Origin of the sequence: Pantoea sp. Ap-870 (assembly GCF_011752515.1) — a bacterium.
Taxonomy (GTDB): domain Bacteria; phylum Pseudomonadota; class Gammaproteobacteria; order Enterobacterales; family Enterobacteriaceae; genus Pantoea; species Pantoea dispersa.
This window is the reverse complement of the sequence record NZ_VWXG01000006.1, coordinates 85408-110041: the sequence shown is the minus strand read 5'-3', so window position 1 is coordinate 110041 and position 24634 is coordinate 85408. Positions and strand designations below refer to the sequence as shown.

At 57.7% G+C, this 24634-nt stretch carries 18 protein-coding genes and 6 pseudogenes; 11 read left to right on the top strand and 13 right to left on the bottom strand.

Translation table 11 applies throughout. The features are described from left to right. The first annotated feature begins 26 nt into the window (after window positions 1-26). The 3 genes and pseudogenes from F3J41_RS15615 to F3J41_RS15605 all read left to right on the top strand — a co-directional run bounded on the left by F3J41_RS15615 (window position 27) and on the right by F3J41_RS15605 (window position 3145). Window positions 27-857 (top strand): cytochrome b/b6 domain-containing protein, encoded by an 831-nt coding sequence (locus F3J41_RS15615; protein ID WP_166711716.1) that lies wholly within the window; start codon window positions 27-29, stop codon window positions 855-857. Beyond that, entirely contained in the window at window positions 854-1627 is a 774-nt protein-coding gene (locus F3J41_RS15610; RefSeq protein WP_021509306.1) for a molybdopterin-binding protein, read from the top strand. Before F3J41_RS15615 ends, F3J41_RS15610 begins: the two co-directional genes overlap by 4 nt. Window positions 1628-2030: 403 nt before the next feature. Beyond that, window positions 2031-3145 (top strand): annotated as a pseudogene (locus tag F3J41_RS15605) (IS30 family transposase). Between the two features lie 120 nt (window positions 3146-3265). Here F3J41_RS15605 and F3J41_RS15600 read toward each other — a convergent pair. The 5 genes and pseudogenes from F3J41_RS15600 to F3J41_RS15580 form a co-directional block, all read right to left on the bottom strand. After that, a pseudogene (locus F3J41_RS15600) lies at window positions 3266-4317 on the bottom strand (IS3 family transposase). A 161-nt stretch (window positions 4318-4478) separates the two neighbouring features. Then, complete coding sequence (locus F3J41_RS23590; RefSeq protein ID WP_255467567.1) at window positions 4479-4610, bottom strand: hypothetical protein; 132 nt, start codon at window positions 4608-4610, stop codon at window positions 4479-4481. 9 nt (window positions 4611-4619) lie between these two features. Beyond that, on the bottom strand, window positions 4620-5963 hold the full coding sequence (locus F3J41_RS15590) for an enolase C-terminal domain-like protein (RefSeq protein ID WP_047062999.1): 1344 nt from the start codon (window positions 5961-5963) through the stop codon (window positions 4620-4622). Beyond that, window positions 5941-7293: an MFS transporter gene (locus F3J41_RS15585; protein WP_047955839.1), complete on the bottom strand. Its 1353-nt coding sequence runs from the start codon at window positions 7291-7293 to the stop codon at window positions 5941-5943. The genes F3J41_RS15590 and F3J41_RS15585 overlap by 23 nt, the downstream gene beginning before the upstream one ends. A 220-nt stretch (window positions 7294-7513) precedes the next feature. After that, window positions 7514-7829, bottom strand: a pseudogene (locus F3J41_RS15580) (IS110 family transposase); the annotation flags it as partial. Window positions 7830-8167: 338 nt separating this feature from the next. Between F3J41_RS15580 and F3J41_RS15575 the strand changes: the two are divergent. Continuing rightward, complete coding sequence (locus F3J41_RS15575) at window positions 8168-8314, top strand: hypothetical protein (RefSeq protein WP_154400831.1); 147 nt, start codon at window positions 8168-8170, stop codon at window positions 8312-8314. A gap of 156 nt (window positions 8315-8470) precedes the next feature. On the opposite strand, the gene F3J41_RS23480 is transcribed toward F3J41_RS15575, so the two are convergent. Next, on the bottom strand, window positions 8471-8719 hold the full coding sequence (locus F3J41_RS23480; RefSeq protein WP_072057116.1) for a helix-turn-helix domain-containing protein: 249 nt from the start codon (window positions 8717-8719) through the stop codon (window positions 8471-8473). 147 nt (window positions 8720-8866) lie between these two features. Between F3J41_RS23480 and F3J41_RS15565 the strand changes: the two are divergent. Continuing rightward, window positions 8867-9075 (top strand): annotated as a pseudogene (locus F3J41_RS15565) (recombinase family protein); the annotation flags it as partial. A gap of 258 nt (window positions 9076-9333) precedes the next feature. Beyond that, window positions 9334-9549, top strand: a pseudogene (locus F3J41_RS15560) (LysR family transcriptional regulator); the annotation flags it as partial. Between the two features lie 317 nt (window positions 9550-9866). On the opposite strand, the gene F3J41_RS23310 reads toward F3J41_RS15560, so the two are convergent. Beyond that, window positions 9867-10067 carry a helix-turn-helix domain-containing protein gene (locus F3J41_RS23310; protein ID WP_052768067.1) on the bottom strand — a complete coding sequence of 67 codons (201 nt, stop codon included), beginning with the start codon at window positions 10065-10067 and terminating at the stop codon, window positions 9867-9869. Between the two features lie 443 nt (window positions 10068-10510). Here F3J41_RS23310 and F3J41_RS15550 point away from each other — a divergent pair, with 443 nt between their 5' ends. The 5 genes and pseudogenes from F3J41_RS15550 to F3J41_RS15530 all read left to right on the top strand — a co-directional run bounded on the left by F3J41_RS15550 (window position 10511) and on the right by F3J41_RS15530 (window position 18173). Next, window positions 10511-11101 carry a TetR family transcriptional regulator gene (locus F3J41_RS15550; RefSeq protein ID WP_047063004.1) on the top strand — a complete coding sequence of 197 codons (591 nt, stop codon included), beginning with the start codon at window positions 10511-10513 and terminating at the stop codon, window positions 11099-11101. Between the two features lie 632 nt (window positions 11102-11733). Then, window positions 11734-12864 (top strand): efflux RND transporter periplasmic adaptor subunit, encoded by a 1131-nt coding sequence (locus F3J41_RS15545; RefSeq protein WP_047063006.1) that lies wholly within the window; start codon window positions 11734-11736, stop codon window positions 12862-12864. Next, window positions 12861-15944 carry an efflux RND transporter permease subunit gene (locus tag F3J41_RS15540; RefSeq protein ID WP_047063008.1) on the top strand — a complete coding sequence of 1028 codons (3084 nt, stop codon included), beginning with the start codon at window positions 12861-12863 and terminating at the stop codon, window positions 15942-15944. The genes F3J41_RS15545 and F3J41_RS15540 overlap by 4 nt, the downstream gene beginning before the upstream one ends. A 258-nt stretch (window positions 15945-16202) precedes the next feature. Then, window positions 16203-17039 (top strand): annotated as a pseudogene (locus tag F3J41_RS15535) (MipA/OmpV family protein). A 171-nt stretch (window positions 17040-17210) separates the two neighbouring features. Further along, a complete protein-coding gene (locus F3J41_RS15530) occupies window positions 17211-18173 on the top strand; it encodes an MBL fold metallo-hydrolase (protein WP_047955838.1) in 963 nt (320 codons plus the stop codon). A 139-nt stretch (window positions 18174-18312) separates the two neighbouring features. Here F3J41_RS15530 and F3J41_RS15525 read toward each other — a convergent pair whose 3' ends face one another. From F3J41_RS15525 to F3J41_RS15500, 6 genes are all read right to left on the bottom strand, one after another. Beyond that, window positions 18313-19353, bottom strand: a complete 1041-nt coding sequence (locus F3J41_RS15525) for a hypothetical protein (protein WP_047063013.1) — start codon at window positions 19351-19353, stop codon at window positions 18313-18315. Between the two features lie 146 nt (window positions 19354-19499). Continuing rightward, complete coding sequence (locus tag F3J41_RS15520) at window positions 19500-20117, bottom strand: membrane integrity-associated transporter subunit PqiC (protein ID WP_047063014.1); 618 nt, start codon at window positions 20115-20117, stop codon at window positions 19500-19502. After that, a complete protein-coding gene (locus tag F3J41_RS15515) occupies window positions 20114-21775 on the bottom strand; it encodes an intermembrane transport protein PqiB (RefSeq protein ID WP_047955836.1) in 1662 nt (553 codons plus the stop codon). The genes F3J41_RS15520 and F3J41_RS15515 overlap by 4 nt, the downstream gene beginning before the upstream one ends. Continuing rightward, entirely contained in the window at window positions 21772-22395 is a 624-nt protein-coding gene (locus F3J41_RS15510; protein ID WP_047063016.1) for a paraquat-inducible protein A, read from the bottom strand. The genes F3J41_RS15515 and F3J41_RS15510 overlap by 4 nt, the downstream gene beginning before the upstream one ends. Continuing rightward, a complete protein-coding gene (locus F3J41_RS15505) occupies window positions 22392-23051 on the bottom strand; it encodes a paraquat-inducible protein A (RefSeq protein WP_047955835.1) in 660 nt (219 codons plus the stop codon). Before F3J41_RS15505 ends, F3J41_RS15510 begins: the two co-directional genes overlap by 4 nt. An 18-nt stretch (window positions 23052-23069) precedes the next feature. Then, entirely contained in the window at window positions 23070-24617 is a 1548-nt protein-coding gene (locus F3J41_RS15500; RefSeq protein ID WP_072208238.1) for a DHA2 family efflux MFS transporter permease subunit, read from the bottom strand. Window positions 24618-24634: the final 17 nt, after the last annotated feature.

Genomic DNA, 24634 nt, shown 5'->3' with positions numbered 1-24634 from the left:
GCCTCGCCTGGCTGGTAAGGGGCTCGATGATGCAACAGCCTTCACCTTCCCGCAGTAAAACGCTAATCCGTCGTCATTCGCTGCTGGTGCGCGTGACGCACTGGGTCAACGCCCTGTGTTTTGCCGTACTGCTGATGAGCGGACTGCAAATCTTTAATGCGCATCCACGTCTGTATGTCGGCCTGTATGGCGCGGACCATGAGCAGCCGGTGTTTGAAATCGGCAATCGTCAGCAGCAGGGATTTGTCCGGCTCGGCTCGCTGCAACTGAATACCACCGGCGTGCTCGGTGTCTCGAAGCTGGAGGGCACGCTGACGGCGCGCGCGTTCCCCGGCTGGCTGACGCTGCCGTCGTGGCAGGATTTGGGAGCCGGTCGCCACTGGCACTTCTTTTTTGCCTGGCTGCTGCTGTTCAACGGCGTGATTTATCTGCTGCACGGTTTCTGGCACCGGCACTTTCGCCGCGATCTGTTGCCCGACCGTCAGCAGCTGGGCGCGCGTCATTTGTGGCAGGAGATTTGCGACCACGCCCGGCTGCGCTTCGCCCGCGGTGAAGCGGCGCGGCGCTATAACGCGTTGCAGAAACTCAGCTATCTGCTGGTGATCTTCATACTGTTGCCGCTGATGCTGCTCAGTGGATTAACCCTGTCGCCAGCGCTGGATGCGGCACTGCCGTTTTTACCCGATCTGTTTGGCGGCCGTCCCACGGCGCGCACGGTGCACTTTGTCACCGCAATGCTGCTGGTGCTGTTTGTGCTGGTGCATGTGGTAATGGTGCTGGTGTCAGGCGTGTTCAATAACCTGCGTTCGATGATCACCGGACGTTACGCGATCGACAAAGAGGATACCCCATCATGAAAATCGAGCTGTCGCGTCGCCGCCTGCTGCTGGGCGCGCTGTCCGGCGCCGGCGCGGCGCTGCTGAGCGGTTGCGATCAACTGACGCAAAACGACACGGTCAGCGGCTGGCTCAATCAGACCGAGCGGCTGACGCGTGCCAGCCAGCGCCTGCTGGGCGGCCAGCGGCTGGCACCGGAGTTCAGCGAGGCCGATATTTCGCCGCTGTTCCGCGCCAACGGCACGCAAATGCCCGACTCCGACGAATATGCGCGTTTGCTGGCGAACGGGTTTGCCGACTGGCGGTTGCGCGTCACCGGGCTGGTGCAACAGCCGCTGAGTTTATCGCTCAGCGATCTGCAGCGGTTTCCCAGTCGCACGCAAATCACCCGTCACGACTGCGTGGAGGGCTGGAGCGCGATTGGCAAATGGCAGGGCGTACCGCTCGGACTGGTGCTGGATGCGGCGCGCCTGCGGCCAGGTGCCCGCTACGTGGTATTCCTGTGTGCCGACGAGCTGGAGCAGACGCTGGACGGCAGCGGGCGCTACTACGAAAGTATCGATCTGCAGGATGCGTGGCATCCGCAAACGCTGCTGGCCTACCGTATGAACGATCAGCCGCTGCCGGTCGCGCACGGTGCGCCGCTGCGTCTCCGGGTCGAGCGCCAGCTCGGTTACAAGCACGCCAAGTATCTGATGGAAATTAAAGTGGTGGATTCGTTTGCCCAGCTGTGGGGCGGACGCGGCGGCTACTGGGAAGATCGCGGTTACGAGTGGTATGGCGGTATCTGAACGTCAGAACGCAGAAAAGCAAAAAGCCTGCTGTAAAAGCAGGCTTTTCTAAATCTGGCTCCTCTGACTGGGATCACCTTTGCCAGTAACTGGCTAATAAGGAAGCTAAACTTGAATCTTCATCCTGTCAAGACCACCAAAATGACCACCATTAGTTGTGGGTTAAATAAATCTGTTTATAGGCATTCAATGTTCCCTAATTGTGGCGCTGGGAAGCCTACTTGTGCGGTCGTACCTGCTATAAAAATAGTACTGACTGAGGCCAATAAGACTTGTTAGCAAAAAGCGGTTTGTTCGCTTTTTGCTGTGAGTTCAACGGGTCGATGCAACGCTATCCTTAATCAAGGGGGACGTTGCCATGAAACGAAGAACGCGGATTTACTAAACGTCGGAACAGAAAGCGATTATCCAAGACAGATACAAACAAGGTGATTCCGTGCATGATATCGCCAGAATGTTCGACAGATATCATTCTTCTATTATGCCCACTATCCACCAGACTGGTGGATACCGTCCCCCTGTCGGAAAGCGGCACCCGTTAGCGCTTTCACTTGATGAAAGAGAGGAAATATCCAGAGCGCTTGTAGCAAAAATCAGCATCAGAGCGATCGCAAACAAACTATCGAGAGCTCCCTCAACGATTAGCCGCGAGATTAAGAGGCACGGTGGTGCAAAACAATATCGTGCATCAAAAGCGGATGCTGCTGCGTGGGAAAATGCTCTGAGACCAAAACCTTGCAAGCTAATTGAAAGACCTACACTTTGTAAAATCATCGCAGAGAAGATGCATCAGGACTGGTCGCCGGAACAAATCGCCGGTTGGCTGAAACGCTGTTATCCGGATAATCAGGAAATGCATGTGTTACATGAAACGATATATAAAACGCTTTTCATACAAACTCGGGGGGCATTAAAAAAAGAACTGCAGCAATGCCTCCGAAGCGGAAGAGCCGTGCGTAGATCCAGAACGTCATCGCTTAAAGGGAAAGGATTAGGATCAATCTCGAATGCGGTACAGATAAGCGAGAGGCCACCTGAAGCCGCAGACAGAGCCATACCGGGTCACTGGGAAGGTGACCTGATCCAGGGCTCGAAAAACTCCTGTATCGTCACCCTCGTAGAACGCCATTCCCGCTTTGTTATGTTGGCCAAAATCAGGGACAACAAGACCATAACCGTTATATCTGCACTCATCAGGCAAGCCCGGGGATTACCTGTTGAGCTTTATAAAACATTAACCTGGGATCGAGGAGCTGAAATGACCAGCCACACCCGATTTACTGTAGCTACAGACATCCAGATTTACTTCTGTGATCCTCAATCTCCCTGGCAGGTGGCTCAAATGAAAATACGAATAGGTTGCTCAGACAATATTTTCCAAAGAGAACTGACTTATCGATTCACAGCCAGCAGAGACTAAACAGCGTTGCCAGACAGCTCAACGAAAGACCGAGAAAAACGCTAGACTATGAATCACCCGCAGAACGGTTCAATCAGTGTGTTGCATCCATCAGTTGAACTCACAGCTCATAGAGGATTTGACCTGCCCCCGGTATTAGATACAACCGTCAGTCCATAATGTCGGTTTGTTGAACCGCTCCCCGTATGTGATCCATTCATAATCAGGAATAACTGGCTTCATTCTGGCTGCATATTCTGGCAACCGGCAGATTTTACGGCAAATTCGGAGGGGGTCATCCAGCCCAGCGCAGAATGGGGACGACTTTGGTTATAGTGTATGCGCCAGGCTTCGATTTTGCACCGCGCATCCTCCAGGGACATGAACCAGCTCTCGTTCAGACATTCCTGTCGCAGCCTGCCGTTGAAGGACTCTACCGTCGCATTGTCCGTCGGCGTTCTGGGGCGTGAGAAGTCGATACGGATACCCCGTTCATACACCCAGCTGTCCAGCATTTTCCCCGCAAATTCAGAGCCGTTGTCGGTTTTCAGCATCTGAGGTAACGGACGCCTGAGCTCTATGCTGTTCAGCATTTCCGCCACTTCTGTTGAACGCAGATTCTGCACCACGCAGATCCCCAGGCATTCGCGGGTGTACAGGTCTATAACCGTCAGCAGGCGTAGTCGCCTTCCGTCAAACAACGCATCAGAGACAAAATCCATGCCCCAGACGTGATTCGGATACAGCCCCTGAGGCTGCGGCTGTCGCCGCTGTGCGGATTTATTACGGCGTGGACGCTTGGGGCGCAGCGACAGGCCCTGTTCACTGTACAGGCGGCAAATGCGTTTGTGGTTATCACGCCAGCTTTCCCGCCTGAGCATCACGTGTACCCTGCGGTAGCCATGGTGAACCCTGGTTTAGGTAATCTCCCTGATGCGCAGGCGCAGCGCACTGTCGTCTGCCGCAACGGAATGGTACCGGAACGAGCTGCGGCTGAGCCATAGCGCAAAACAGATTTGTCTTTCGCTGGCACCGTATCGGGCCTGTAAATCCCTGATCCATTCGCGCAGGCGTGCCAGCGTCAGTTCTTTTTTGCCAGCACGTCCTGCAGCATAGCCTTGTCGAGGCTGAGATCGGCCACCAGTTTCTTCAGACGCAGGTTTTCCTCTTCCAGCTGGCGCATGTGCTTTAGTTCTGAGGGTGAAATGCCACCGTATTTCTTACACCAGGTGTAAAACGTGGCGTCGGAGATGCCCAGCTTGCGGCAGACGTCCGGTACGGACATCCCCAGCTCGGCCTGCTACAGGGCAAAGACAATCTGCTCTTCGGTAAATCGTGACTTTTTCATCGGCACCACCTCCGTTCAGGGGAGTGTTTATCATGCCGGAATTCTGTTTCTGAATGGAGCAGGATTTTGGGTCAGTGTCACCCCAGCAGTTGCAGCGCGTCGGTTTACTCGTTCAGCGCGTAGCGTGCGATGGTGCCATCACTGGCTTCTAATATGTAGACAAAAGTTTGCGCCAGCAGTGGCGCGCTGGCGGCAATCGATGCCATGAGCGCCACCGCACGTAATATTCTCTTCATTTCGCTTCCTTAGCGAACCATTGACGGACGTTTGGCATCATAGCGCCAGTTATCAATTAAAAATTGCATCCCCAGCGCATCGTTTCGGTTCTTATCCGGCAGCGCGTTGTAAAGCGCATGCGCCTCCTCGACGCGTTCCATATTCAATTCGATGCCAAAACCCGGGCCTGGCGGTAATTCCAGATAGCCATCGCGGATCTGCGGCGGTTGATGCGTCAGTTGCTGGCCATCCTGCCAAATCCAGTGAGTATCAAAGGCGGTCTGACGATCGCCAGGCGCCGCTGCGCCCAGGTGCGCCACCATTGCCAGTGAGATATCAAAATGATTATTGGAGTGGCAGCCGGTGGTCAGCCCCCATTCGTTGCACAATTGCGCTATCACGTTGGCATTGCGCATCGTCCAGAAGTGCGGATCGGCAAGCGGAATGTCGATGGCGTTAAGTTGCAGCGCATGATGTAATTGGCGCCAGTCGTTAGCAATCATATTGGTCGCGACCGCCACGCCCGTGGCGCGACGGAATTCGGCAAGCGTTTCCCGCCCTGAATACCCTTGCTCAGCACCACAGGGATCTTCCAGATAGGGCACCTTTCCTGCCAACTGTTTACCAAAGCGAATCGCCTCATCCAGCGACCAGCTGGCATTGGGGTCGACAGTGACGCGCGCGCCGGGAAACCGCGCCAGTAGCGCTTCAACCGTTTCCACTTCCGCTTCGCCTGCCAGCACGCCGCCTTTTAGCTTGAAGTCACGAAAGCCGTACTGCTCCACTGCCGCTTCCGCCAGCCGTTGAACGCCAGCGCTGTCCATTGCCGCCTCATGACGCAGACGGAACCAGCCATCCGCCGCGTTATCGCCCGAGCGGTACTGCATTGTGGTGCGCTTGCGATCGGCGATATAGAACAGATAACCCAGCACCGGAATACGCTCACGCTGTTTGCCGCTGGCAAGCAGATCGGCGACCGGCAGGTTAAACAGCTTGCCTTGCAGGTCTAGTAGCGCGGCCTCAATCGCCGCCGCAGCGTTATAAAACTTCTCCGGATTCATCTGCGGAATGTGGATGTCGTTGGTGTGTGAAGTGTGCTTCTGACGCGCCTCACTGTTGAAAAGCTGGCTCAGCGTGGCATTCAGGCGCAGCAGCGAGCTGCCTACAATCAGCGGGCGAAACTGCTCCAGCAACTGCAACGTCGAGGCATGACAGGGCGTTTCGCCCACCCCGGTATGCCCGGCAGAATCGGTGAGGATCACGATAATGCGCGTGAAGAAGCAGTTATGGGCACCGCCGATATTCAAAAGCATGCTGTCATAACCAGCAACTGGGACGATGCGCATGGTATTAATGACTGGACTGTCTGACATGAAGTCTCTCCTTGTGACCTAAAGCGGGGGGAACAGGTTTGGTGCGCAGCAACAGCCACAGGCCGGTCACCACGGACACGCTGGTCAGCGCGTAGAGGCCGCCGGTGGTGCTGCCGGTGTGCATCTCCAGATAGCCAAACACCGTGGGTGCGAAGAATCCGCCAAGGTTGCCGACAGAGTTGATCATCGCAATGCCCGGTGCCGCTATCGAGACGGGCAGTTCGCTTTGCGGCATCGGCCAGAAGAACGCGGCACTGACTTTGGAACCGATGCAAGCCACAATCATCGCCACAAAGCCAAACCACGGCGTGCCAAGCGTGGCCATAAAGGTGCCGCATGCGGCGATCAGCATGGCGATGCCCAGCCCTTTCTCCAGCTTATCGCGATAACGGTCGGTGGCTTTGCCCAGCAGAAACAGCGCAACAATGGCGAAGAGCCACGGGATGGCGGTCAGCAGTCCGGATTCGAAACTGTTGAACCCCTGAATACGCTGGATAATTTGCGGCAACCAGAACACCAGCGTGTAACCGGTCATGGTCATGGTGAAGAAGATCAGGCAGTAGAATATAAGGCTGCGATCGGTGATCAATCCCCAGCGTCCCTGTGTGACGGCACGCTCGTCACGCGTCGCGTCTTCAATTGCCAGTTGCTGCGCGAGCGCCTGTTTTTCCGCGTCGCTGAGCCATTTCGCCCCTTCTGGCTTCGATACCAGTACAAACGCCGCCAGCAGGCCGATCACTATCGATCCGCCGCCTTCCAGAAACATGACCCATTTCCAACCCGCAAGTCCGCCGACATCGTGCATCATCAGGATTGCGCCGGTGAGCGGGCCAGAGAATAGAAACGCGCTTGCGGTTGCACTCAATACCATTGCGGTTGCGCGGCCTCGCCAGGCATTGGGCACCCACTGACGAAAATAGAACAGCACGCCAGGGAAGAAGCCCGCCTCCGCCACGCCAAGCAGGAAACGCAGCATATAAAAATGCATTGGCGTGCTGACGAAACCGGTAAGTACCACCACCGTTCCCCAGGTGATCATAATGCGCGTGAGCCACACCCTTGCGCCGAACTTCTTCAGCATCATATTGCTGGGCACTTCAAACAACGCATAGCCGATAAAGAACAGTCCTGCGCCTAAGCCGAAGGCCGCCGCGCTGATTCCGGCATCGGTTTGCAGCTGGGCTTTGACGAAGCCAATGTTGGCGCGATCAATCTGGTTAATAATAAGCATCAGCGCCAGCATCGGGATAATGCGGCGGAAGAATTTGCCAATCGCAGAAGCGATATGCGCCTCATGATCGGCTGATAATTCATGGCGTTGTTGTGTCATGCGTCACCTTCAGTGAGAGAAAAACACCGCTATAGTTATACGCAGCAGGGTTGGTGAGTAGTTATGTATTTTTGCCCTGGAAGGGTTAGGCAAATGCCATACAGTTATAAAATTTCATAAGGTTATGTAAATTCACGTCGAAGAGTTTCGTGCGGGTTTGTGCGCTGGCTCACTCAGGAGGTGATGTCCGCTTCACGCGCTGAGACATTCGACAAGCTTTTTATGGCTTCAGTAAGGGCGAGTTTCGCGCTTGGAGAGCCAGCAAATACTTTGCTTCGTCGTAACAGGTTCTGTTTTTCCAGCAGCTATAAATTATCCGGATCTATTTGAACGCCAGAGCTCGGATAGCGGATTGATGCGATTTTCCTTTTTCTCGCTGGCCCAGTACGATGAGTTAACCGTCTTCGCAGTCCATTCCACGAATGTCTGTCGGACGAACTTCGCACACTGCCAACGCCAGCGTAGTTTTGAATTTCTTCGGCGCTGTTGAAGCGGTCGCGGTTATCATCCAGTGCGGCAAGCATGCGCGGTCCCATAACTGAACAGTTGGCAACACAAAGCCTCGGAGCTTGGGAGTACAAAGAGAATGTCAACAGGTTGTGCAGGCAGTGTAATGTAATGCCAAAACAGGTCAGACCGTGGTTCACCAAACCTGATAAGACTTCCGAACGTTGAGTTCGCTGAGGTAATTGTGAGATGTGGGCCAGCGGATTTCATTAAGGCCCGCGGCAGAACAATTGCTGCATTAAGGCCGGCAATCGTCCTGTCCGTCATCAAGTACAATGCCTGGCAAACAACGGGAGGCGAGTCTTAAAGCTACGTTTAAGCCTAGTCAAAGTGAAATCATGGGGACTGTTCTTACTGAGCCAGAGCGATGCTAACTGAAGAACGCGCTAAACTGATACTGGCGCTGAGCGTATCGCTGCAGGCTTTATCAACAACTCCAGACGAAGGTGATTATAAAGGTAACGATGTCTTTGACAACGTGCGCGCGTTGGTTGATGCAGCAGGATTCAGATGAGTAACGGATGCAGCCGCTCTGTCAGTCGGCATAAGGCGCGCGGTTAATATATGCACGTCACAAAGCTCTGTTCAGGCTTTATAAGGCTGTATGTAAATTCTCGTTAATCAGGGAATATACTTATGTTTACCGGATATGCACCGTACTGCCGTGCTCTCAGTTAAACCGACTGGGCGTTTTACCGAAGCTCTGACGGAATACGTCAATATAGGCGCTGACGTTACTATAACCGCTCAGCGATGCGATTTCACTGACTGGCAATCCCTCTGACACCCAGCGCAGTGAAGCCACCACCTTTGCCTGCTGGTGCCAATGACTGAAACTCAGCCCGGTCTGCTGACTGAATAGACAGTTGATGCTTCTGATGCTGAGCCCCGCTTCATGGGCAGGCTGTTGCTGATCCATTATGCAGGCCGGCTGGCTCAGCAGCTTGTCTGCAACGCTGCGCGCCCTGCGTTCTGTTGGCAGCTTCAGCGCCAGCGGCAATTCCCGACAACGGAGTGTTTCATAGCCCAGCAGCGTCAGAAGGGGGTTCGTGTATTCCTCAGGGAAGCCAGTGACAAGCTTGTTTTTGGAATCTTTGCCGCACAGGCGGAGTTTGAGCGAGAATTGATTGCCGAGCGAACAACAGCAGGTCAGGCCTCAGAAGGGACCCGAGGGAAGAAGGGGCGGCCTAAAAAATGACGCCAATAAAATCGCTACCGGCAATGGCATTAATAGGACGGCCAGAAACGAAAGTCAGTACATTATGCCACGAACTCAGGGGGTGAAAGTACGCTTAGTTTTCTTGCTCATTAAGTCATTTGTTTTGTGTTGAATGAGAATATAACCTTTAATCAGGTGGCCAAATTTTCTATGCCACTACAATCAGAGCTTCATTGAGGAATTCAGGTGTGTGTAATTTACGGGGCTTTTTGCTTATTGATAATGATCTTGTCATGAGTCCCTCTGGTTGAGAGTTTTCTCACTTAGTCCCGTGTCCACTATTGCAGGGTAGGATTAATCGAGGGAAGTGTCCCTCGCTGGATCTGATGCTTACATTGGACGGCGCAGGCTATGGCATCGGCTTGATGACTGCGACCAAGATCCCGGTAAGCCAACGATCGGATGTCGTTATCCGTCACCTGGCAGTCGAATCGGCTTTGACTATTTACTTGCTTCGCTCCGAGAACAACCGCTTGTCTGTTTCACTAGAGTGGCTTATCGATCGTCTGCGCGATGGCTTGGGCGAATAAATTTCCTGCAAACCGGTCTCAAGAATCCGCAGCAGACTGTGTATTCCTTTTCGAGCTTCTCGCTGTTGCCACGGAGGCCGGTGAACGAGCCACGGCTGGGGCGGGAAACCACTGCCACATTCCACAGCCATGAAGTGTCATGCGCGGTCGGAGTAACGTGCGGTACCCCGATAAAACAGATCATTCTATCCATCCACGGCACTCGAAGATGCCGTTGCTCTCGATCAACTGAGCCGGAGGTTGCGTTCAGCTATGTAGCGCCTCGGTGAAGTGCCGAGTGATTTGCGGAACATAGTCACAAAGTTACCGGCACTTTCTTAACCCAGACTATCGGCGACCTGTCGAACCGACATTCCAGTACTCAACCATTTCACCGCAAGAATGACTTGGATCTGCTGGCGCCAGCGTTCGAAGCTCATACCGGTTTCCTGAATAAGCAACCGTGCGAGAGTGCGTTCACTCAGGCCGACACGAATAGCCCAAGTGCGGACGGTCCCGCGGTGTATTGGGGCTTCCATGAGATCTTCTGCAGTCGCACATCGGGCGGCATTGGCAGGCGAAGATTCCCCCTTGGTACCACCTAAATTTCACCTAAAAGTAAACTAATCAGATGTGTTTCTGCCCTCTGGATAGAACATAGAGAAACTTGCGGAGCGGATCACTAGCTCACGTAACAATGGTGTCGCAGATATCGTGCAGAACTTCGACGGAAGACTCGAAGCAGCGCTTGAGTTGATGTAGGCGATTTAGCATTCGATTATACCTGCGGCCAAGATCTTGTGAAAGAAGCCTCCCGGCACATTGATCTCTGGTGCTAGCCGCGTCTCCCGGTCGGTCTTTATAAACCTTCATTATATGGCAGCAATGAAGCGCTTCGAAGCGTCGGTTTAGAGCAAACCAGATGCCTTATGGCACTAAGTGCCTTATTGTCACTTGGTGCCAGATATGACAGAATACTCTCATGGCAAATAAAAATCCCGGCCTTCGCGAAAGGCACAAAGAGAGCACCCGGAGGGAGCTATCCAACCTCGGGCTTGAGTTGTTTCTGAAACAGGGCTTTACCCACACGACCATCGAACACATCGTCGAGCCGCTTGGTGTGGCTAGGCGTACGTTCTTTCGCTACTTCAAGACTAAAGAAGATCTGATCTTCCTGTGGCACGACGAGAAGACGCATGAGCTGGTCGATGAATTGCGGGGGCGTCCCGACCACGAGGGGCCACTGGATGCGGTCAGAGAGACGCTGGCCACGACGCTCCTGCGGTATGACGCCAATCCTGACATGGCTTTTGCACTGGTGCGCCTGCTGAAGGAAACGCCGGCTCTGCTCGCCAAGGGATGCGAAAAGCGGATGGATCGGGAGGTGTCGCTCGCTGCCGCACTCGTGGAACGAGAAAGCGAGACCGGGCTGAGCATGCTCAAAGCGCGCATCATCGTGGGCGCGGTGACGTCCGCATGGACGGCTGCCCTTGACGAGTGGTATGCGGATGGCGGCAGGCAGAACCTGCGCTCCATCGTGGCCAGGGCGTTTTCATTGGTGGGCGAACTGTGATGGCAGCTATGCACGTCTTGTCGGGCCATCAGCAACGCTATCGTCCCCGGCTCATGACGAGCGTGCTGGTCGCTGCGCCTGGCCCTGGTCCCAGCCAGACCAGATGCGCTCAATGGCCCGGGGTCAACGGCGCGGTGTCGCGAGACAAATCGCAAACCCAGACAGGTGGCACAGACACGATCAGCACCACTTCGGGGTTCTCTGGCGCCAGGTTCTTGTGAGAGCCAGACCTGTGGGGAGATGCCCCTGCGACAGAAGAAGTGGCCCGCAGTGAGCCTGATGCGCGCAACGCCAATGACGTGAGTTCCCTGACGGCTATGTTCCCCGCGTGGCTGGATGCGGATACCTCTCTCCAGACCGCCGATGCGTCTGCAGTTGCGCGCACGCGAACGAAGTCCGGTATAAGGCGGATGTAATCACCTTATTCGGGCAGGAAGGCCCGGGTTGACAGCTCAGGGGCGCGCAGGAAAGCGCCATCGCCGCTGCTTACGATCGCACCCATCCCGGGTCTCCTTGTGCGCGCCGCAGGGAACCCGCCGTTATGGGCCGCAGTACCGCAGCCCACAACGACTGAGCAAATGGACGACGCTCCGTCTGCCACCCCTGTATCGCCCGTAAGGAAAATTATCGCCATGAGTCAGGAACAAGAACACCGTAACCAGCCCACCCGGGGACACCTCCGGCGGCACCGGATCGCGTATTTCGTGGGGGGAGTGGCCCTCGTTGTGACGGCGCTGGCGATAGTCGTCGGCAGGGGCGATACGACGCTGGAGGAAGCGACTGCCGCGGCGACGCCGGCGCTGACCGTCACATGCACCATCCCCCGGGAAGTCTCGTGGCCCATAGAGATCAGGGCTTCGGGTGCGATTGCCGCATGGGAAGAAGCCAGCATCGGTGCTCAGATTGGTGGTTATCAGCTCATCGATGTTCGCGTCAATGTCGGCGATATCGTCAGGAAGGGACAGATTATCGCTCGTTTTGACCCGGATCTGTTGCTGGCGGAACGCGCGGAACTGAAAGCGAATGCCGATCAGGCTGCCGCCAACCGGCAGCGCGCGCTCGCGTTGCAAAGCAGCCGCGCGATGAGTGAACAGGACGTGCTCCAGCTGGTGACTCAATCCAGGACCGCGGATGCGCTGCTCGCTGCCAATCAGTTGCGGCTGCGTTACACCGACGTCACTGCGCCGGACGATGGTGTCATCAGCCACAGGACTGCAACGCTCGGCAGCGTCGTTACGGTGGGCCAGGAACTGTTTCGCATGATTCGCCGGGGGCGCCTGGAGTGGCGTGGCGAACTGACCGCCGAGCAACTCGCTCAGGTCGAGATCGGGCAGCAGGTAACATTAGACCTTCCCGACGGCAAGACAGCGAAGGCGACGGTTCGCCAGACCTCGCCGATTCTGGATAGCACCTCTCGCCTGGCCACTGTTTACGCCGACATCCACCCTGGAAGCACGGCACGGGCTGGTATGTACGCCAACGGCAGGCTCGGACTCGGGACAGAGCCGGCGCTGGTCGTGCCCGCCGAGAGCGTTGTCATCCGCGATGGGCGCAGCCACGTCCTGGTGCTGGCCGACACCAGTGCCACGTCCCGCGTGTCGCTGCGAAGCGTCAGCGTCGGCCGGCGTAATGGCCGTGAGGTCGAGGTCACCGAGGGGCTTGGCAAGGACGAGCGTGTTGTTGTCCGGGGAGCCGGCTTCCTCAAGGATCGCGATCTGGTCCGGGTTTCGCAGGGGCAGCCTGCTGGGGCGGGCAGACCATGAATTTCGCTACCTGGTCCATTCGCAATCCGATCCCCTCGATCCTGCTGTTCGCACTGCTGGCACTCGCAGGGCTATGGGGGTTCCAGAAGCTGCCTACGCAGGATCTTCCAGACCTTGATCTACCAATGGTCACGGTCATGCTGACGCAGCCGGGGGCGGCTCCTGCGCAGCTGGAGACGGAGGTCGCGCGCAAGGTCGAGGATTCACTTGCGACCTTGAGTGGTTTGAACCATCTGCGCACATCGATCACGGATGGTTTGGTTTCAATCCAGGTCGAATTCGTGCTGGAGAAGAACCTGTCGGACGCGCTGATCGAAACCAAGAACGCGGTTGACAGCATCCGGTCTGATCTGCCGGATGATCTTCTGCAACCGACCGTCAGTGCTTCCACGAGCGTAGGTTCGCCCGTTCTGACCTACGCCATATCGTCGTCCCGGCTTAATGAGGAGCAGCTTTCGTGGTTTGTGGATGACACCATTGCCAAGACTATTTTCTCGCTTCCCGGAGTCGGTCGGTTCGAGCGGCTTGGCGGAATCGAACGTGAGGTTCGGATTGAGCTCGATCCGTCGCGCATGTCTGCCCTCGGCATCACGGCGGCGGATGTCTCCCGTGCACTGCGCCAGGTTCAGCAGGAATCTTCCGGCGGCCGTGGTCAGCTTGGCGGCCAGGAGCAGTCGGTTCGCACGATTGCCACGGTTCGCCAGGCATCGGAGCTTGCGGACCTGCGAATCGCGTTGTCCAACGGCAAGAGCTTCAGGTTGGACCAAATCGCGACCATCGTCGATGGTCAGGCCGACCCCACGCAGGCGGCCCTGCTCGATGGCGAGCATGTGGTCGGCTTCAGCGTGTACCGCGCCAGGGGCTTTGACGAGGTACGGCTGGCCGAGGGCGTTCGCGAGGCCCTGGCCGGCCTTCAACAGGCCGACCCGGCGCTCAGCCTGACTGAGATTTCGGGGTCGGTCGGCCAGACGCTTGAGCAGTATGAGGGCTCCATGGCGATGCTGTACGAGGGGGCCATCCTCGCGATGATCGTCGTCTGGCTGTTCCTGCGCGACTGGCGGGCGACGCTGATAGCCTCGACCGCTCTGCCGCTGTCCATCCTTCCGGCATTCGCGGCCATGGCCTGGCTGGGCTTCACGCTCAACACCGTGACGCTGCTGGCGCTGGCGGTGATCGTCGGCATCCTGGTCGATGACGCCATCGTGGAGATCGAGAACATCGAGCGCCACCGGCACAGGGGCAAGTCGGTCCGGGAAGCCGCAGAGGACGCCGTGACCGAAATTGCCCTGGCGGTGATGGCGACCACAATGAGCCTGGTGGTCGTCTTCCTACCGACGGCCATGATGAGTGGTATCGGCGGCCTGGTGTTCAAACAGTTTGGCTGGACCGCCGTGATCGCCGTGCTCGCTTCGCTGCTGGTGGCGCGCCTGCTCACACCCATGATGGCGGCCTACCTGCTCAAGCCCGAGCCGATCCCCGAGAAGGAAGATGGCCGGGTCATGCGCTGGTACATGGCAACGGCGCGCTGGTGCCTGAAGCATCGCAAGACGACCCTGAGCGGAGCGGTCATCTTTCTCGCGGCTTCGCTCGCCCTGGTGCCTTTCATCGAGACGGGCTTTATCCCCGCCTCTGATAGCGGCAGCACGACCCTGAGCATCGAATTGCCGCCAGCCAGCTCGCTGGAGGACACGTTGGCGGTCGCCGGGTCGGCCCGCAAAGCCATCGGCGATGTTGACGGCATCGCCCATGTTTTCGCCACGGTGGGCAAGGCGCAAAGTGCCGGCCCCGGTGGGGCGCAGGCGGGCGAAGTTCGGCGCGCGTCGCTCACGCTCACGCTGGGGCCGCGTAATGATCGCCCTTCGCAGCAGGTCATCGAGAAAGCCGTGCGGGAACGCTTGCTCGATGTTCCCGGGGCGCGCTTTGCCATCGGCGGCGGCGGGCCGGGCGAAAAGCTTACGATCATCCTCGCCAGCGACAATGCCGAGGCACTTAAGGCGAGCGCGGATGCGGTGGAAGCCGAACTGCGCGACGTCAAGGGCCTTACTGGCATTGCCTCGACGGCCAGCCTGGAGCGCCCGGAGATCATCATCCGTCCCGACCCGGAGCGCGCCGCCGAGCGCGGCGTGACGACCGAGGCGATCGGGGACGTAGTGCGGGTGGCAACCAGAGGCGATTTCGACGCTCAGGTGGCGCGCCTGAACCTCGACAACCGCCAGGTCTATATCCGCGCGCGCATTCCCGATGCCGCGCGGCAGGACATCGACACGCTCGGCAACATGCGCGTGCCGGGGCGCGACGGGTCGGTGCCGCTGGCAAGTGTCGCCAGCCTGACTGTGCAAAGTGGCCCCGCGCAGATCGACCGCCATGACCGTCTTCGCAACGTCACCATTTCGGCCGATTTGGGAGGTACCGCGCTCGGGACGGCGCAGGCGGCTGTGGCCAACCTGACTTCGATCAAGTCCCTTCCGTCCAGTGTGAAGGTGATTGAGGCCGGCGACGCGGAGATCGTTGCCGAACTCGGCGGGGGCTTTGCCATGGCGCTCGTGGTCGGTGTTTTGTGCATCTACTGCGTTCTGGTGCTGCTGTTCAGGGATTTCCTTCAGCCCATCACCATCCTCTCTGCCATTCCTCTGTCCATAGGTGGCGCGTTCCTCGCGCTTCTGGTCACGCGCAGCCAGTTGAGTGTGCCTTCGATGATCGGTCTGGTGATGCTTATGGGTATCGTCACCAAGAACTCCATCCTGCTCGTCGAGTACGCGGTTATCGGTATACGCGAGCGCGGATTGCCTGTTCACGAGGCGCTGCTGGATGCGTGCCACAAGCGTGCCCGTCCCATCGTGATGACCACCATCGCGATGATCGCCGGCATGTTGCCTATCGCGCTGGGGTTAGGTGCGGATTCTAGCTTCCGCCGGCCGATGGCCATGGCGGTTATCGGCGGCCTTATCACATCGACTGCCTTGAGCCTGCTGGTCGTGCCAGCCGTGTTCCTGTATGTGGACAGGATCGAGAAATGGCTGGCATCGCTTGGTTTTTTTCGACACACCGTACGCGCTACCGCTGACGAGGTTGAGCGATGACGCAACTAACCTCGTCACGACTCAACAGTCCTGCAATTCACTCGTCACATCGAAACTTGATGCGCAGCGCCTGCACTGACCCGTGCGGGACGACCCAGTGTCGTCCGGACGGTATGGAAATCAGGCAGACGGTGCAGTGCGGCCGTCTGCTGGTGATGGTCCGCGAACTCATCGAGATGGCCCGATGGCGTGGTCCGCGAGCTGCCATTCCCCAGTACAGGGGAGGCATTTTCACGTTTTCCTTAAAAGGGATCAATCATGTCATCTCGTCCTCAATGCGCAGTCCGCCTGCGCCGGCAGCCGTCTTACGCTGCGCTACCGATCCTGGTCGCTGGCATTTTTTCAACACCCGTTGCATGGGCTCAGACCGACGATACGAATAAGTCGGCGAGAGGTCAGGCGATGCCCGAAGCCGGACGCAGTGAACCGACGTGGGGGATTGGCGTTGCCGGTGGCATACAGTACCGCGTCTACCGCGACTTCGACGACCGCGTTCGAGGCTTGCCAATGATTACCTATGAGAACAAATGGATTCAGGTGGCCGGGCCTGTCCTGGACGTCAAGCTTCCGTCGGTCGGGCCGGTGTCATTCAGGCTGCGTGGTCGGTACATCGGGGAAGGCTTCGATTCGGGCGATTCCCCATATTTCGCGGGCATGCGCGATCGAGACTCCAGTTTCTGGCTCGGCGCCGCCGCCATCTGGCGTACCGGCATTGCCAATTTCTCTGCTGAAGTGCTCACGGATGCCATGAGCAACAGCGGGGGGATGCGGACGACGCTGCAGATCGACAGGCGATTTACCGCAGGCACAATCGGGCTGGCCCCGCGGCTGGCGGCCGAGTGGGTGGATGGCGAGTACGTGGACTATTAATACGGCGTAAGGTCAGACGAGGCACGGAGCTGGCGCCCGGCCTACGGCGGTAGTTCCGCGCTCAATACCGAAATCGGGCTTCGCGTGGACTGGCAGCCCGTGTCCAGTCACACCATGTTCCTCGACATGGGCGCCAAGCACATGGGCAGCTCGATCCGCAACAGCCCGCTGGTGGAAAAGAGCACGCAGTATGGCCTTGGTCTCGGCTACCTCTATCGGTTCTGAGAAGCGATTGATGGCATCGCCCGTTGTTGGCGTTTGCCGGGTATCGCATTCGACTCGAAATGAGGGGGATGCAACGTATTGGGAAGGTCTTCTGGAACACCGATTGGTGTGTTCATCGAGCGACTCATGCCATAGGCGTTCATCCTCATCGTCAATGTGGAAGGGGTGGCTATGGCAATTTTCGGCAAATCCAGACGTTTCAGGAATCTTGACGGGAGCGAAGCTCCCGGCACCGTGGTGCCGGCATTTCGGATGCTGGTCGTCGATAGTCTTGCAGGCCGGGGCCGTGGTGTACCGAGAAAGGCTTCGGTGCCGTGTGTGGTGCCCGATCTCGTCGCGATCGCCACTCCACCGGGCACGGGTGAAGGCGCGCGCCTGACCTGGATCGGGCATGCGAGCTGGCTGGTGCAGATCGAAGGGAAGTCGTTCCTCGTCGATCCGGTCTTCGGTGAGCTTGCCCTGGGGCCAGGGGGGCGGAATGTTCCGGCTGGCCTGCGCCCCGAGGATCTGCCATCCATCGACGCGGTGCTGATCAGTCACAACCACTACGACCATCTCGACCTTCCATCCGTGAAGAGCGTCGATGCCCCGGTGATCGCCGGCCTGGGCATGGCGTCGTTCCTCGCAAAAAAAGGGATTTCCGCAAGCGAGTTGGACTGGTGGCAGTCCATCGACATCGGCCCCGTGAGGGTGACTTTCGTGCCCGCCCAGCACTACAGCCGTCGCGGCTTGACCGACGTAAACGAAACGCTGTGGGGCGGATTCATTCTCGAGGGAGCTTCCGCCTGCATCTACCATTCGGGCGATACGGGCTACTTTGACGGGTTCCGGGAAATCGGCCGCCGTTTCCCGGTGATCGATGCTGCACTTTTGCCCATCGGCGCCTATGAGCCGTCCTGGTTCATGCGCCGCCAGCACATGAACCCCGAGGAGGCTGCCCGGGCCTACAGGGATCTTGGTGCCGGGTGCTTCTTCGCCATGCACTGGGGGACTTTCAAGCTGACCTACGAGCCGCTAGACGAACCGCCGGTTCGCCTGGCAGCAGAGTGGGAGCGCCTTGGACTTCCCGCATCGGAAAAGCGGGTTCTTGCCGTTGGCGAAACCGCGGACGTGTGGCGTTATCCGAATGACTAATCTCATACCCGCCGGGCAGTCAGCGCATTGTCGTACAGACAGAAAATGAGTAAGGCCTTGACGATTTCCGCTGGCAGCCCGGTCCCCACGCTTTCTTGGCGGAAGCCTGGGTGGATCCTGCAAGCCCTGGCGTCCCACGCTAGTCTGGCAATGCGGTATGCACCTGACGTAAATCCACCCGGCCGATTGTCCCCCTGATGCGTCCCAGCCACAGGGTGCCCTGAATTTCGACTGCGCCGCTCGCCAGAGGAAAATCCGCGCAGTCAACCAGCGGCTGCACGCTCATTGTTTGTGGGTCAATGCGTAGCACGCGCGCATTCCCGCACGCAGCACCTTCCTTCCCGGAGAAATACTCAACGATTTCCCGTAGGGTGCCTTGCTGGCCCGCGAGCAAAAGACTACCGTCCGGCGCCCAGTGTACATTGTCGCTGTGGAAACCGGTTTGAATTACATGTTTCTTCGCGGCACCGGCTCTGAACGAAAAGCGGTTAAAGGTCTGGCGGACAGAATCTGCGTAGTAGAGCCATTCTCCGTCAGCCGACGTTTCGATTCCGTTCGGCATCAGGTCGCCTCCGGTATCGACCTTGCTCCATCCGGAACGGGAACTCCAGGCCAGCACCTCACCGATGCTGCGCCCACCCTCGATTTCCTCGAAATTCAGCGCACGACCTCCCTTCTTGGGGATGGGCAGCGTGGTCTGCGTCATCACGAATCCGTCGGGCATTGGTGCGACCCCGTTGCCGGTCACAGAACCCGGTGTAAGCACGCAACCCCGCCAGTGGATGCGGGGCAGAACGTCACGGGTATCGACAGTGAAAATCTCCACGGATTCGCGGACGCCGTGATGCACGACGAGGAGCTGGTGGACACCGTTCGCGCCACGACGAATGGTGAGTCCGTGTGGATTGAAGCGCTCTGGCGGCCGGTCGGGCTGGCCGTGAAAGGTGTGCGCGTCGAAGCGTACCTGCGCCTCCGGAGAGGGATAAAGGGCACGGATTGCATGCGTGGATGTGTTCACCAAATCCAGTCGCCCTTCGCCATCGGGTGCCAACGCTCTCACGCTCACGATCAGCCAATGCGTGCCTGGAATTCCAGTCAGGTCTTCAGAGGCTTCGATTGATCCCACCGGCGCTACCTGCGTTGCACCGTTTGTCAGGTTCTTGGGTGTATCCATTGTCATTCAACCCTCAATGTTTATGGGGAGGTGGTTCAAGAAGGCGAGGTCCACCCTCTCGCGATTGCGGATGCTGTCTATCAATCTACTATCGTCGGACTCCCGATCACATCCTCCGTCGATCACGGGCAGGACGCGCAATACTCCCGGGGTTACTCCTGTGGGTCCACGCAAGCTGCCTGACGAGAATGTGCCCAGGCTCGTGCATCTGTCGCTATCCTCCTGGCTAACGCAGCGACCAGTCGTTGTTGGGCCTGAACCATTTCCGGATAGCCTCCTGGCGCGGGCTCATCCAGATAGCCCCGGCAGACCAGCCGTGGCTTTCCCGCCTCATTCGCGAATCCCAAACTCCAGTCGGCATCAAGCTGAACCCGTTGTCCGGGCCAGGCATCAAACCGACGCAACTGGAGTTTGATTCTGAGTACAGGCCTGGCAGAGGTCTGTGGCAGCCCGGCCACATCCTGGGTGGCCAACTCATGCGTCAGTACTGACGATAAGGCACTACGAATTTCGTCATCCAGCGGGCCAGTCCAGCGCTCGTTATCAAGGACAACGGCACCAGCGGCGCCCTGTCGTACGACCAGTTGTGACTGATCGTTCTGTGACGGGATACCGACCGGCAATACATCAACCATGAAGGGGGCCGGTGGCTTCGTCGTTATTGTTTCCCCGGACGGTGCGAGAAGTGAGTAGTAATGTACTGGCGGAGACGCGCAGGCATTCAGAAAGAAGACCGGCACGAGAAGCCCAGAAAAACGGTAACTTTTCATTGATGCGATTCCTGTTGACTTACTGTGTTGTCTTTTCCTGTGGCAGGAGGCGAGGGAGATTCCGGGCGTCCGCGCAACAGTGATTCAGGATGCCGGCCAAGCATGTCTGTCAGCACCCGTAGTGAGCGAGATACCCGCTGAACTTCCTGTAGCGTCTGGCCCAGGTTTTGCTGTAATGGCGCATCTTCGGCCAGCACACCTTGTGCCGCACCAAAGGCCTGCCGGGCCTGCAGCAGGGTCTGCGTGGTTTGCGGTAACGTCTGGCTGTTGACTTGCTTAAGGGTCTTGTCAAGTTCTGCTAATGTGCTGTCGAGGTTTCGCCCGATTGAGTCGAGGGGCATCTTCTCTATCTTGCCGACGATGCTGGCCACCTGCCCCTGCAACTGATCGAAACTGCCGTTGATTGTGGGAACGCTTAGTGGGCGTGCCGATATGTCTATGGTTCTTTTCGGTGCATCCGGAACAAATTCCAGCGAAACATAGAGCTGTCCGGTCAGCAGATTTCCTGATCTCGCCTGCGCGCGCAGGCCATGTTCGACCAGTTCTCTCAGAAATTGAGCGGCTTGTTGCTCTGTATTTGTACCAGGCAATTTATCCAACAGACGCCCAAGACGTTGTGGATACACCACGATGCCAACGGTTGTGGGGAATCGGAGCGTACTTGGATCGTAGTCGAGGTTTATTGATACCACCCTGCCCAGATCCATCCCCGAGAATTGAACCGGAGCACCTACAGATAAACCGCGTAGTGCCTGGTCGAAGCGTAGCTGGACGAACTGCTCCGGCCCGTCGGGTTCAGCCATGGCGCTGGCTTGATCCGGTGCAAGACTGAACTGGGTATTTTCAGGTGCCTTTTGCGTGTGATCTTTGCCGCGTGCAGAGGCGGCGAAAGCAATTCCTCCCGCCACAATTGTGGCCACGGATTGCGTTTTGAGCTTGAGTCCGTCAGCACCCAGCGAAACATCCATCCCACTGGCATTCCAGAATCGGGTATCGGTAGTGACAAAGCTGTCGTAGGGTTTGTCGATGAAGACCTGCAGGCTGACGTGATTACCATCATCATCAAGCTTGTAGGAGGCTACCCGGCCCACCTGGATACGCCGGAAGTAGACCGGCGAGCCAACATCCAGCGACCCCAGATCTTCGGTATGCAGGACAAATGACTTTCCGGGCATACCACCAATAACCGTTGGCGGCGTTTCAAGGCCAGTAAAGACTTTGCTGGATGCATGTTCCGATCCAGCATCCGCCGCAATATAGGCGCCGGAGAGAAGTGTGTCGATGCCTGATATACCGCCGGTGCCAATACGCGGGCGCACGACCCAGAACCGCGTGTCGCTGCGGGTCAGACTTTCCGCGCTCCTGGCCAACGAGACCGTGGCGGCAACGTGCGAGCCGTCGTCGCTGAGTGTGATTGCCGTTACTGTGCCCACGGTCACGTCCTTGTACTTGACCGGTGTTTTGCCTGCCTCCAGTCCTGCCGCTGTACGGAAAGCTATAGTGATTTCAGGACCAGCTGACAGCCAGGTATGCGCCAGCATTGACAGCCCGACCAGTGCAGCGATGGCTGGTACCAGCCATACCAGGGAAATACGCCAGCGACGGCGGGCCACTGCAGGATTGCCGGGCTGGTGGATATGTTCGGGTTCGTTATTCATTCCGGTTTATCATCCCATATCAGACGGGGGTCGAAGGTCATAGCTGAGAGCATGGTAAGGATCACCACCACGCCAAAGAAGAAGATGCCAACTCGTGGCTCGATATCACTCAGGCCCTGGAACTTGACCAGCGCGGCAACTACAGCCACCACCAGTACGTCGAGCATTGACCAGTAGCCGATCACCTCAACGAGCCGGTAGAGTCTGGCTCGCTCGCGTCTCGCCCAGTTACTGCGTCGTTGTGAAGTTATCAGCAGCAGTGTGAGGACAAGAAACTTGGTGCAGGGAACTGCCACGCTGGCAATGAAAATCACCAGAGCGATGCCATAAGACCCGGATTTCCAGAACTCGATAGCGCCGTTCATGATGGTGCTACCGCTGCCACTGCCGAGTAGGCTGGTATACATAACCGGCAGCACGTTGGCCGGAATGTAGAAAATCAAGCCAGCGATCAACAAGGCCCAGGCCCGCACAATGCTGTCGGGGCGCCGACGATGCAGTGATGCGCCGCAGCGAGGGCAGTGTACGTGCTTCGTTTCGTCGAGCTTGTCCTGGCAAACGAGTCTACAGATATGGCAGCCGATGACACCCAGGTGGCACGCGCGGGGAGGCAGATTCATGTGCGGCCCGCCTGCCGTTGCTGGTTGTATTCGGTCAGCTCCCACAGCCAGTGGATATCGCGGCTCGCGATCAGCGTAATCAGCAGCACTAACACGGCCGTGGCCCAGATCCCCGGTCCGGGTGCTACCTGGAGGAAACTTGACAGTTTGATGACCGCCACCAGAATGCCGAGCAGACCGACCTCAATCATGCTCCAGGGGCGCAACGCGACCAGCATCCGCATCGCCTGCGCGAAGCCTGGCGCACGCCGACCAGTGCGGGCAAAAGCCAGCACCCAGGCCAGCAGAGTGATCTGTAGAAGTGGTGCCACGATGATTGATATTGCAGTTGGTACTGCAATGGGAGCGCCAGGTCCGTAGGCGAGCGCCGCCGTCGACTGCCAGAGCGTGGTCTCGTTGTGCAACCCCTGCATACTGATGCGAACGACCGGGCAGACGTTGGCGATCACGAACACGATTGCTGCGGCGACGGTCAGCGCCAGCCAACGATCGACATCCAGACGGTTGGCGCGATAGAGGATGGCAGTACATTGCTCGCAGCGTGCAACCTCGCCCGGGGCCAGCGCGATGCGCCGGTACACCCTGTCGCAGTGCTCGCAGACAACGAGGTCTGGAAACACGATGAGTTTAGCGGAGAGACTCAGTTTCTTTGCCATGGTTTTATGCCCTGTTGTTTAGTGACCGCCGCTCATGTCGATGGGTCCCTTTGGTTTTGGAGAGAACCAGATTAATGCGGCGGCGAAGGCGAAGCAGAAAGCAATCGCAGCGAACATGTTGAGTGTTGCGAGCATGACGCTCTGGCCCTCAACGATGCTGCTCAGCGTAGATGTGGCAACCTCTCTCGACATTCCACTGGCCATCATGCTGTCGAGGGTGGTTTGTCCCTGAGTCATCGCGCTTGCCAGTTCAGTCTGGTTCTCACGTGTCGCGTTGGCCCACCCGGTCTGAACTATTGAAGTCGCAAACGCGCCGGCGAGCGTTCGCATGAAATTTGAGATCCCGGCCGCGTCGGCCTGTTCTGCTGTTGTGACGCTCGCCATACACAGACCGGTTACAGGGATGAAAAACATCATCAGGAATGGGCCCGTCAGCAGCATCGGCCAGGCCATCTGAATGAAGGTAATATCCGGCGTGAATCCCACCCGCCACGCAGATATGCCACCAAGTCCCAGCAATCCGACCGATACAATCAGCCGTGGATCGAGCCTTGCCGCTACCTGACCGATGATGGGGGAACTAATTACTGCGAGAATCCCCATGATCCCGGTGGCATATCCTGCCCACGTGGCGGTGTAGCCCATGTTCTGCTGCAGCCAGAGCGGGATCAGAACAATACTGGCGAAGAACGCACCAAACGCAACCGAGTAGGTAATGGAAGCCGCAACGAAGCCGCGATGGCGAAACACGTGCAGATTAACGATGGGATTCTTTTCGGTCAGTTCCCACATCAGGAAGGCGACAAAGCCGATTACTGCAATCACTGCAAGCACGCGGATTTCTGTTGCAGCGAACCAGTCATGGTTGCGGCCTTCATCAAGCATGATTTGGAGCGCACCGACCCACACAATAAGCAGGCCAAGACCCACTACATCAATCGGAGACCGGGTGACCGTTTCCTGCTGGCCTCGCATCAGGTACAGAAGTCCTAGGCCACCGGCGGCAGCAATTGGCACATTGATGAAGAATATCCACTCCCACCCGACGTTATCGGAGATCGTGCCGCCAAGAATGGGACCGGCGATCGGTGCGACTGTGGTTGTCATCGCCCATATGATTGTCGCGATTGTCGCCTTCTCAGGTGGGAAGATACGCAGCAGAAGGGTCTGCGAAAGGGGAATGATCGTGCCACCGGCCAAACCCAGGAATATGCGCCCGGCGACGAGCATGCCAAGCGTGCCCGACAGGCCACACACTAGCGAGAGCACGCCGAAGGCCAGATAAGAGGTAATGAACACACGATAACCACCGAAGCGGCGCATGAGCCACCCGGTAAGCGGCACAGTGATCGCTTCGGCCACTGCGTAGGAGGTGATAACCCAGCTTGCCTGGCTGGACGAGACCCCTAACCCGCCGGCGATATGGGGGATCGAGACGTTGGCGATAGTGGTATCCAGCACGACCAAAAAATTGCCCAGCCCGATCAGGATAGCGGCGAGGATGAGTTTCCCGCCCCTTAATGACCGGGCGGCTGGATTTTCATGCTGAGAGATGGAATCAACCATTATCGTCTGGTTCCTCA